This window comes from Arthrobacter sp. GCM10027362, from assembly GCF_042679445.1.
GTDB lineage: Bacteria > Actinomycetota > Actinomycetes > Actinomycetales > Micrococcaceae > Crystallibacter.
In genome coordinates this window covers 1-8,518 of the sequence record NZ_JBHTML010000167.1, presented here as the reverse complement: position 1 = coordinate 8,518, position 8,518 = coordinate 1, and the positions used below count along the sequence as shown (strand labels likewise).

Genomic DNA, 8,518 nt, shown 5'->3' with positions numbered 1-8,518 from the left:
GCACATGGATCTCCGGTGCCGCGGGCTCCCCCAGCCAGCGGCGCAGCTGCTGCAGGTGGGCGCCGAAGACGACCTCGTTGGCCACCAAGATCCGCTCGGCGCCCCACCGGGCCGCCATGCCCGCCTGCGCCACGGTGGCCACGGTGGCGCCCCAGGCGCCGGGCAGCTGGCGCCGGACGATCTCCCGGGTCATGGTGGTCTTGATGTGCGGGGCCAGCACCATATTGTGTTCCCGGGCCCACGCCTGCTTCACGGCGATATTGTGCTCGACGGCAGCCACGTCCAGAAGCAGCTGCGGCAGCGAATCAAGCGGCAGGGACGGGTCGAGGGCAGGCACGGGTCAGGCCTGTCCTGATGGCGACGGCGCGGCAGCCGGCCGGGCGGCCGGCAGCTGGTCGCTGGTTTCCGCGGCCCATCCCCTGATCAGCTGACCCAGCTTGAGAATTGACGCCCTGATCTGCCCGGGCGTAGCTACGGTAACCTGCTGCAGGACAAGCCCGTCGAGAGCTGCGAAGACAGCTCTTGCCATGTCCCTGTCCCGAGGCAATCCGTCGCGTTCGAACATGTCGAGCATGTTGTCCAGATAGCTGTCATACAACCTGGCGGCCATCTGCCGCATCTGATCGCTCCGTCCGGAGGCCAGGATCATCTGGTATTGGAACAGCTGCAACTGCGGCTCCTCCGCCACAATTTGCGTAAGCCGCTGCGCAAAGTCCTCATCAACTGAGGCATTGGCGGCGAAGTCCGTCAACTGCTGGGACCTGGACACAGCCCACTCCGTCGCCGCCTCCAGCAATGCCTCCTTCGACCCGAAATGGTGCGAAATCAGCGTGTTGTTAACGCCCGCCCTGTCCGCCACCCTGCGGTAGCTGAACCCGTCCAGACCCTGCTCGGCCACGAGATGCACCACGGCGGCCAGCAGCGCCTCCCGACCTTCACCGTACTTTTTGATCTTCCCGTTCCCGTTCACAAGTCGAGCCTATCCACAAACTCAGCAGATGCAGGGTATTGACTTAAGAACTAAGCGAGTGCAGAGTTTTGTCTGTGACTTGAGTCATGGCCAGCCGCCGGGCCCAAACAGCTGATCAGCCGGCCCCCAGCAGGATGAGGCTCCGGGCGCTGAAAGCTCGGACTTCCTCATCCCCGCATTGACTTCTCATCCCCGTATTGACGTTCAGAAGGTGATTCCCTTGACAGAGACTTTCCTCGGGCCTCCTGCCGCAAAGGGCCTGCGGGCCCGCGACACCGTGGCCATGTGCACGCCCACGCTCAGTGCCGTGTTCGTCGTTGCCGGATCGACCGCCGGGGCGCTGGGCATCTGGGGCGCGGCCCTGGTCTGCACCGTCCTCGCCGTCGTGTCCATGCTGCAGAACTACCTCTTCGCCGAGATGGCGGCCATGTTCCCCGGCAAGTCCGGCGGGGTGGCCCTGTTCGCCGCCGAAGCGTGGAAGAAGTTTTCCCCGCTGCTGGCCTCCATTGCCTCGTTCGGCTACTGGTGCGGCTGGGGCCTGGCCCTGTCCCTGGCCTCGGTCCAGATCGGCCACATCGTCACGGTGCAGTGGTTCCCAGCCGCCGCGGACTTCAGCATCAACCTGGGCATCGCCTCCGTCGGGCTGCCGCAGATCCTGGCTGCCGCGGTCCTGGCCGCGGCCATCGGGGCAAACCTCCTGGGGCTGAAAGTCACCGTGAGCCTGAACAAGGTCGTCGCCGCCGCCGTCGTCGCCGTCCTGGCCGGGCTGGTTCTCCTGCCGATGTTCGCCGCCGACTGGTCGGCCGCAAGCTTCAGCTTCAAACTCTTTGGCGAAGGCAGCGGCGTGGCCTCGATCCTGGTGTGGATGTATGTCGGCGCCTGGTCGATCTACGCCAGCGAACTGTGCGCCACCTTCGCCCCGGAGTACCGCCGGCCGGTGCGTGATACCAAGCGGGCGCTCAAGACCATGGCGATGATCTTCATCATGGTCTACGCCCTGGTGCCGATCACCACTGCCGGCGCCGTCGGGGAGCAGGGCGTGGTGACCGACCCGGTCAACTTCGGCGTCAACTTCTACGCCGACATGTTCGGCCCGGCAGCCGGCGGAACGGTAGCCGTCATCCTCGTGCTGGCCCATGCAGCCGCACTCCTGTCCGCCGCCGCCGACGCCTCCCATGCCCTCAAGGGCCTGGCCGAGGAGAGGCTCACCATCCGGCAGCTGGCCCGGACCAACCGCCGCGGGGCCCCTTCCGGTGCCCTGGTCTTCACCCTGGTTGTCAACCTCGTGCTGCTCTTCTTCGTCGGCAGCCCGGTGGCGATCGTCATCGCCGCCAACCTGGGCTACATGATCTCGGTAACCCTCGCCTGCGCCGGATTCCTGGTCATGCGCCGCACCCATGCAGACGTCCCACGTCCCCTGAAGCTTGGCCGGCACTGGATCCCGGTCGCCGTGGCCCTGACCGTGTTCAACGGCACCATCCTCGTCGTCGGCGCGCTCAACCCCGGCCTGGCAGCCGGCGGCCAGGGAACCGAGATCGTCATCGCCCTGATCCTGCTCCTGCTTGGCGGCATCTTCTATTGGATCCGCCGGCGCTTCCAGCCGGCCGTAACAACCCATCACAAAGAACCTGCCCTAACGGAGGCCGGGAACAATGACTGACACCTTCCCTATCGTCGACCCGGAAACCAGCCCGGACGTCGACGGCGGAACCGACGGGGACAACGCCAGGCTGACCTTCCTGGGAACCGCGGCCGGACCGCCCGCCGTCGTCGGACGGCTCGGGATCTCCACCGTGCTCTCCGTAGGCAGGCGCAACTACCTGATCGACTGCGGCCGCGGCTCGCTGACCCAGTACCGTGCCGCAGGATTCGAGATGGAAGACCTGGCGGGAATCTTCATCACCCACCTCCACGCCGACCACACCATCGACCTGATCCAGTTCCCGCTGCTGTACGCCACCGAGTTCGCCGCGCCGGACCGGATCACCCAGCCGCTGCCGATTGTCGGCCCCTGCGCGCCGCCGAAACCGGAGGGTGAGCCGACACGGAACCAGTCCTGGGCATCCGGCGCAGTTCCGGTCGGCCTGCGAAGGATGCTCGAGCTGCAGTTCGAGGCCTTCTCGCAGAGCACGGACTTCTTCCTCCTCGAGGACATGGCCATGAACCCCCGCTCATTCGTGGATATCCGGGAGATCCCGCTCCACGCGGGCGCCTCGCTGCAATCGGTCCTGTCCGGGACCGTCTTCGAGCCGCTGGAAATCTTCCGCGACGAACACGTGGCGGTCCAGGCCGTCCCCGTCCCCCACGGTGCGGTCTTCCCGGCCTACGCCCTCCGGTTCGACACGGGCGGGACATCGATCGTCTTCTCGGGTGACACGGCGGTCTCCGACAACGTCGTCCGGATTGCCTCGGGCGCCGACTGCCTCGTCCACGAGGCCGCCTGGGTCGATAAGTGCATCGAACTCGGCTGGGACGAGGCCATCGAACACATGCGCACCGTCCACACCGACGTGGCCGACGTCGGCGCCATAGCCCGGCGGGCCGGCGTCGGAACACTGATCCTGTCCCACCTGGCCCCCGGCGATCCCGCGGTCGTTTCCACTGAACAGTGGAACCGGCGCCTGGCCGAAAGCACCCGGCGGCACGGCTTCACCGGGCAGGCATTCACGGCCGAAGACCTCATGACCTGGAGCCCCGCCCCGAAAGGCGTGGCAGCCTCCGCCGCCTCATAAATTTCCCCCGACATTCCGCTGATTAAACAAAAGGAGATTCCCATGTCCGCACCCGTCTTCCACGCCGGCCACGACCAGGCCGCGTACGAGCCGTTCGAGGTCGGCCAGGTCCAGTGGCTGCGCCGGCCCGGCGACGGCGGCAACCAGGCCCTGTCCGCCGGTATCTGGCACGTGACGCCCGAGGACGCCCCGGAAACCTTCGACCTGCCGATCGAAGAGGACGAAACCGTCTACATCGTCTCCGGCCACCTGCGCATCGAGGTCGTCGGCGGGGACACCTTCGACCTGACCGCCGGCTCGATGGCGTCCTTCTCCAAGGGCGCCAAGACCCGCTGGACCATCGTCGAGCCGACCATCGAATTCTTCGTCTACAGCTGACCGGAAAAGGACACACCACCATGGCACACACCACCGACGTCATCGTCATCGGCGCCGGCTTCGCCGGACTCACCGCCGCCCGCGAGCTGACGGCCAAGGGCCGCACGGTCAGGATCCTGGAGGCCCGGGACCGGATTGCCGGGCGCACGTGGGTTGAAAACCGGCTGGGCCGGAACCTCGAACTCGGCGGCACCTGGGTGCACTGGGTCCAGCCGCACGTCTGGGCCGAGATGACCCGCTACGGAATCGGCGTCGTCGCGGGTCCGGAGTTCGAAAAGGCCTACTGGTGGGCCGGCGGGCAGCACCACGAAGGCCCGGCGGAGAAGATCCTGGAGCTGATCGACGAGCCGAACCGCCGCCTGCTGGCCGATACCCGCGAACTTATCCCGCTGCCCTACCGGCCGCTGGCCAACCCGGCGGTCAAGGGCATGGACCAGGACAGGCTCTCGGACCGCATCGACGCCCTCGGCCTGCCCGAAGAACAGCGGCAGCTGCTGCGCGCCTTCTGGTCGCTGAACTTCAACGGCCGGCTCGACGCCGCCGCCTACACGCAGGCGCTGCGCTGGTGCTCGGCCGCCAGCGGGGACTGGATGCTCATGTTCGAAGCCTGCGCCACCTACAAGGTCGAAGGCGGCACCGTGGCCCTGGCCGAGGCCATGCTGGCCGACGCCGGCGCCGAGCTGGAACTGGATGCCGTGGTCACCACGGTGGAACAGGACGACGACGGCGCCACGGTCACCACCGCGGACGGGCGCACCTACACCGCCGGCGCGGTGGTGGTGACCCTGCCGCTGAACGCGCTGGATACCGTGGAGTTCTCCCCCGCCCTCTCCGCCGGCAAGCAGGCGGCCGCCGCCCGCGGGCAGGCCGGCCGCGGAGCCAAGCTGTGGATCAAGGTCGGGGGCCGCTGGGACCGTTTCGTGGCCTTCGGTGCCGAGGACTGGCCGATCCACTTTGTCCAGTCCGAGTACTTCGACGAGGACTCCACCACGCTGGTGGCCTTCGGCGCGGACGGCACCGCGGTGGACGTCGAGGATACGGCGGCCGTCCAGGCCGTGCTGGACAGGCTCATCCCCGGCATCGAGGTCCTCGAGGTCACCGGGCATTCCTGGGTGGAGGACGGCTTCAGCAGGTCCACCTGGCCCATGCACTACACCGGCTACCTTTCCGAAAGCCTTGAAGAGATGCAGCGGCCCGAGGGCCGGGTGTTCCTGGCCGGCTCGGACTACGCCAACGGCTGGGGCGGCTTCATCGACGGCGCCATCGAAAGCGGCTTCGCCGCAGCACGCAAGGTGCACGAGGCCCTGGCCTGAGGCACCCGCCGCCGTCGTCCCGCCCGGGACGGCGGCGGCTACGCGCCGCCGTCCCGCTGGTAGACGTCCGGGATGCCGTCCCGGTCGCTGTCCACCTGCTCCTCGGCCTCGATCCGCCGGTAGTGCCGGTTGCGCGCCCGCAGGATGCCGGCGGCCAGCAGCGCGGCCAGCAGCGAGGCGGCCAGGATGGCCACCTTGGCGTGGTCGTTGTGCGCGCTGCCCAGGCCGAAGCTGAGTTCGGCGACCAGCAGCGAGACGGTGAAGCCGATCCCGGCCAGCACCGCCATGCCGGCCAGGTCGATCCACTTCAGCGACGGATCCAGCTCGGCGCGGGTGAACCTGCTGACCAGCCAGGTGGTGCCCACGATGCCCACGGGCTTGCCCAGCACCAGCCCCGCGATGACGCCGAGGGCCACCGCGTCGGTGAGCGCCGAGGCCAGGCCCTCGGTGCCGCCGAGGGCGACCCCGGCGGAGAAGAAGGCGAAGACCGGCACCGCGAAGCCGGCGGACACGGGCCGGAAGCGGTGCTCGAAGATTTCGGCCAGCCCGGGCCCGGCCTCGGGACCGCCGGAGGCCTGGCTGCGCAGCACCGGAATGGTGAAGCCCAGGACCACCCCGGCAATGGTGGCGTGGATGCCCGAGGCGTGCAGCAGGACCCAGGCCACGATGCCGATCGGCAGCAGGATCAGCCAGGCGGCGGCCGGGCGCAGGCCGAAGAACCGGCGGTATTTCTGGGCCAGGAAGGCGTAGGCGGCCACCGGGATCAGGGTCAGCAGCAGCGGACCGGCCTGGATGTCGCCGGTGTAGAAGACGGCGATGATGGCGATGGCGATCAGGTCGTCGACCACCGCGAGGGTGAGCAGGAAGATCCGCAGCGCGCTGGGCAGGTGCGAGCCGATGACCGCCAGCACGGCGACGGCGAAGGCGATATCGGTCGCCGTCGGAATCGCCCAACCGCGGATGGTCTCCGGATTGCCCCAGTTCACCGCCGCGTAGATCAGCGCCGGCACCAGCACGCCGCCGACGGCCGCGGCTACCGGGACAGCGGCCTTGCTGATTTGACGCAGGTCCCCGGCCACGAATTCGCGCTTGAGCTCGAGTCCGACCAGGAAGAAGAAGATGGCCAGCAGTCCGTCCGCGGCCCAGGTGCCCAGGCTCAGGTCCAGGTGCCACGGCGCATAGCCGACGGTGAAGTCACGCAGGGCGAAGTAGCTGTCCGCCGCCGGCGAATTGGCCCAGATAAGGGCGAGGACGGCGGTGGCCACCAGCAGCGCGCCGCCGACGGTTTCCTTGCGCAGGATCTCGCCGATCCGCAGCGCTTCGCTGTAGCTGCCGCGTCCCAGGACACGGGGCTTGGGGTGTTTGGCAGGGGACTTGGCCATCTGGCTCCTCAGGGTCGGCAGGACAAAGCATTTGCCGACCAGACTTCCCGGCGCACCGCTAACCAATCTACCGCATCGTGCCTGCCGCCGGCCGGACAGTACCGCGCCAGGCCGCGCCTATCCCTGCCCGGATCCTGTCCCGACATGGTCCGTAATCCGCGGACGGCCATGGATGACGCACCGGCCCGCTGCCGTTAGGCTCAAGGACAACAAGTCCGATTCCAGGAGCGCTTCGTGAACAACCATGCCGACGCAGTCCCGGCGGCCCCGGCCCAGGACCTGCTCCCGCCGGAGGGATTGACCTGGGGCGTCAAACGCAGCTTCGTCAGGTACCTGACCAGCCTGCCGGACGGCGCGGTGGCGGCCATCGAGGGCGCCTCGGTGCTGGAATCGGGCTTCTTCAATTTCGTGCCCGACGGCGGCAGTTTCGACCCGGCGACGGGCACCGGCACCCTGCGCTTCCGTGGCGACGTCCGCCTGGAGGGGCATTTCGGCATGATGTTCGTCCAGATTGCCAACCCCTGGATCGAATTCGTGCCCGGCGGCGGGTCCCTGACCGTGGCCTTCGGCGAGCCTGCCGACAATGCCGCCGAGAGAATCCCGCTGGTGACCTTCGAGGCCGCCGCGCCCCAGGCCATCGGCGAAAGCCTGGTCTGGCAGGGGCTGGAGACCCGGCTGACCCGGGACGGCAGCGACGTCTTCAACCACCAGTACAGCACCGGCCAGGTTATGGATCCGCTCTCCATCCGTGTCCCGGCGCCCCGGGCCGGCTAGGGAGTGGGGCGCTCGAGGACGCCGGTCAATCCAACTGCGGCAGCTGCAGCACCAGCCAGGGGCTGAACGCCCACGGGGCGGCGGCAACCGCCGTGCGCAGGTCCGTGGGGTTCACCCAGCGGTATTCGGCCACCTCGTCGGGGCGTGGATCCGGGGTATCGGAAGTCAGGGCCGTGAAGACCGGGCAGAACTCGTTCTCCACAACGCCGGACGCGTCCACGGCCCGGTACCGGAAGTCCGGCAGTACCAGCTGCAGGTCCTCGAGCCGGAGCCCGAGTTCGTAGCGGACACGGCGGCGCACGGCATCCTCCAGGCTCTCGCCAGGGGCGGGATGGCCGCAGGCGGAGTTCGTCCACACCCCGGGCCAGGCCTGCTTGGTCAGGGCGCGCCGGGTCACCAGCAGACGGCCCCGGGCATCGGAGACATGGCAGGAGAAGGCCAGGTGCAGCGGCGTTTCCCCGGTGTGCACGGTGGCCTTGTCTGCCACGCCAATGGGCCGGAATGCGCTGTCGAGCAGGACCACCTGCTCGGGATTCGAGGTCTTCATTGCCGCCTATTATGCCGCCCCGGCGCCTCCGTTGCCTCGGCGGCCGGACTCACGTGTGCCGGCCGCATCCGCAGGCTCCCTAAACTGGACCAATGACCGCAACACTCGTGGCCAAGGACCTCTCCGGCGGCCACGCCCACCGCACCCTCTTCGCCAACCTCAACCTGACCGTCGCCCCCGGGGACGTGGTCGGCGTCGTCGGCGCCAATGGCGCCGGCAAGTCCACCCTGCTGCGGATCCTGGCCGGCGTCGACAAACCGCTGGCCGGCACGGTCGGCACCGCCCCGGCGGACGCCTTCGTCGGTTGGCTGCCGCAGGAGCATGAGCGCCTTCCCGGGGAGACCATCGCCGGCTACCTCGGCCGGCGCACCGGTGCGGCCGCGGCCACGCAGGCGATGGAAGCGGCCGCGGAGGCGCTGGGC

Annotated in this window: 9 protein-coding genes and 1 pseudogene; 6 read left to right on the top strand and 4 right to left on the bottom strand. The window is 68.6% G+C overall.

What is annotated here, in order from left to right; translation table 11 throughout:
• Positions 1-337: pseudogene (locus tag ACFQ36_RS18090) on the bottom strand (hypothetical protein); the annotation flags it as partial.
• Positions 338-340: 3 nt separating this feature from the next.
• Positions 341-970: a TetR/AcrR family transcriptional regulator gene (locus tag ACFQ36_RS18085; RefSeq protein ID WP_377016132.1), complete on the bottom strand. Its 630-nt coding sequence runs from the start codon at positions 968-970 to the stop codon at positions 341-343.
• Between the two features lie 220 nt (positions 971-1,190).
• On the opposite strand from ACFQ36_RS18085, the gene ACFQ36_RS18080 reads away from it, so the two are divergent.
• The 4 genes from ACFQ36_RS18080 to ACFQ36_RS18065 are packed head-to-tail and all read left to right on the top strand — an operon-like array spanning position 1,191 to position 5,393.
• Positions 1,191-2,630, top strand: coding sequence for an APC family permease (locus ACFQ36_RS18080; RefSeq protein ID WP_377016130.1), 1,440 nt, complete (start codon positions 1,191-1,193; stop codon positions 2,628-2,630).
• On the top strand, positions 2,623-3,702 hold the full coding sequence (locus ACFQ36_RS18075; RefSeq protein WP_377016128.1) for an MBL fold metallo-hydrolase: 1,080 nt from the start codon (positions 2,623-2,625) through the stop codon (positions 3,700-3,702). The genes ACFQ36_RS18080 and ACFQ36_RS18075 overlap by 8 nt, the downstream gene beginning before the upstream one ends.
• Positions 3,703-3,744: 42 nt before the next feature.
• Entirely contained in the window at positions 3,745-4,080 is a 336-nt protein-coding gene (locus ACFQ36_RS18070) for a cupin domain-containing protein (RefSeq protein ID WP_377016126.1), read from the top strand.
• A gap of 20 nt (positions 4,081-4,100) precedes the next feature.
• The gene (locus ACFQ36_RS18065; RefSeq protein WP_377016124.1) at positions 4,101-5,393 is read left to right on the top strand and encodes a flavin monoamine oxidase family protein; all 1,293 of its coding nucleotides are present in this window, start codon (positions 4,101-4,103) and stop codon (positions 5,391-5,393) included.
• A gap of 38 nt (positions 5,394-5,431) precedes the next feature.
• Here the strand turns inward: ACFQ36_RS18065 and nhaA are convergent, their stop codons facing one another.
• A complete protein-coding gene (gene nhaA / locus ACFQ36_RS18060) occupies positions 5,432-6,775 on the bottom strand; it encodes a Na+/H+ antiporter NhaA (RefSeq protein WP_377016122.1) in 1,344 nt (447 codons plus the stop codon).
• 234 nt (positions 6,776-7,009) lie between these two features.
• Here nhaA and ACFQ36_RS18055 point away from each other — a divergent pair, with 234 nt between their 5' ends.
• Positions 7,010-7,549 carry an HtaA domain-containing protein gene (locus ACFQ36_RS18055; protein ID WP_377016120.1) on the top strand — a complete coding sequence of 180 codons (540 nt, stop codon included), beginning with the start codon at positions 7,010-7,012 and terminating at the stop codon, positions 7,547-7,549.
• Between the two features lie 25 nt (positions 7,550-7,574).
• On the opposite strand, the gene idi is transcribed toward ACFQ36_RS18055, so the two are convergent.
• Complete coding sequence (gene idi / locus ACFQ36_RS18050; protein ID WP_377016118.1) at positions 7,575-8,096, bottom strand: isopentenyl-diphosphate Delta-isomerase; 522 nt, start codon at positions 8,094-8,096, stop codon at positions 7,575-7,577.
• Between the two features lie 92 nt (positions 8,097-8,188).
• Here idi and ACFQ36_RS18045 point away from each other — a divergent pair.
• Positions 8,189-8,518, top strand: a 330-nt coding sequence (locus ACFQ36_RS18045) for an ATP-binding cassette domain-containing protein (RefSeq protein ID WP_377016116.1), incomplete at its 3' end; no start/stop codon positions are given.

What these genes read in the sequence shown, in the direction of transcription:
- ACFQ36_RS18065 (WP_377016124.1), top strand. Translation starts at nt 4,101, where the DNA reads ATGGCACACACCACCGACGTCATCGTCATCGGCGCCGGCTTCGCCGGA.
- ACFQ36_RS18075 (WP_377016128.1), top strand. Translation starts at nt 2,623, where the DNA reads ATGACTGACACCTTCCCTATCGTCGACCCGGAAACCAGCCCGGACGTC.
- ACFQ36_RS18070 (WP_377016126.1), top strand. Translation starts at nt 3,745, where the DNA reads ATGTCCGCACCCGTCTTCCACGCCGGCCACGACCAGGCCGCGTACGAG.
- nhaA (WP_377016122.1), bottom strand. Translation starts at nt 6,775, where the DNA reads ATGGCCAAGTCCCCTGCCAAACACCCCAAGCCCCGTGTCCTGGGACGC.
- idi (WP_377016118.1), bottom strand. Translation starts at nt 8,096, where the DNA reads ATGAAGACCTCGAATCCCGAGCAGGTGGTCCTGCTCGACAGCGCATTC.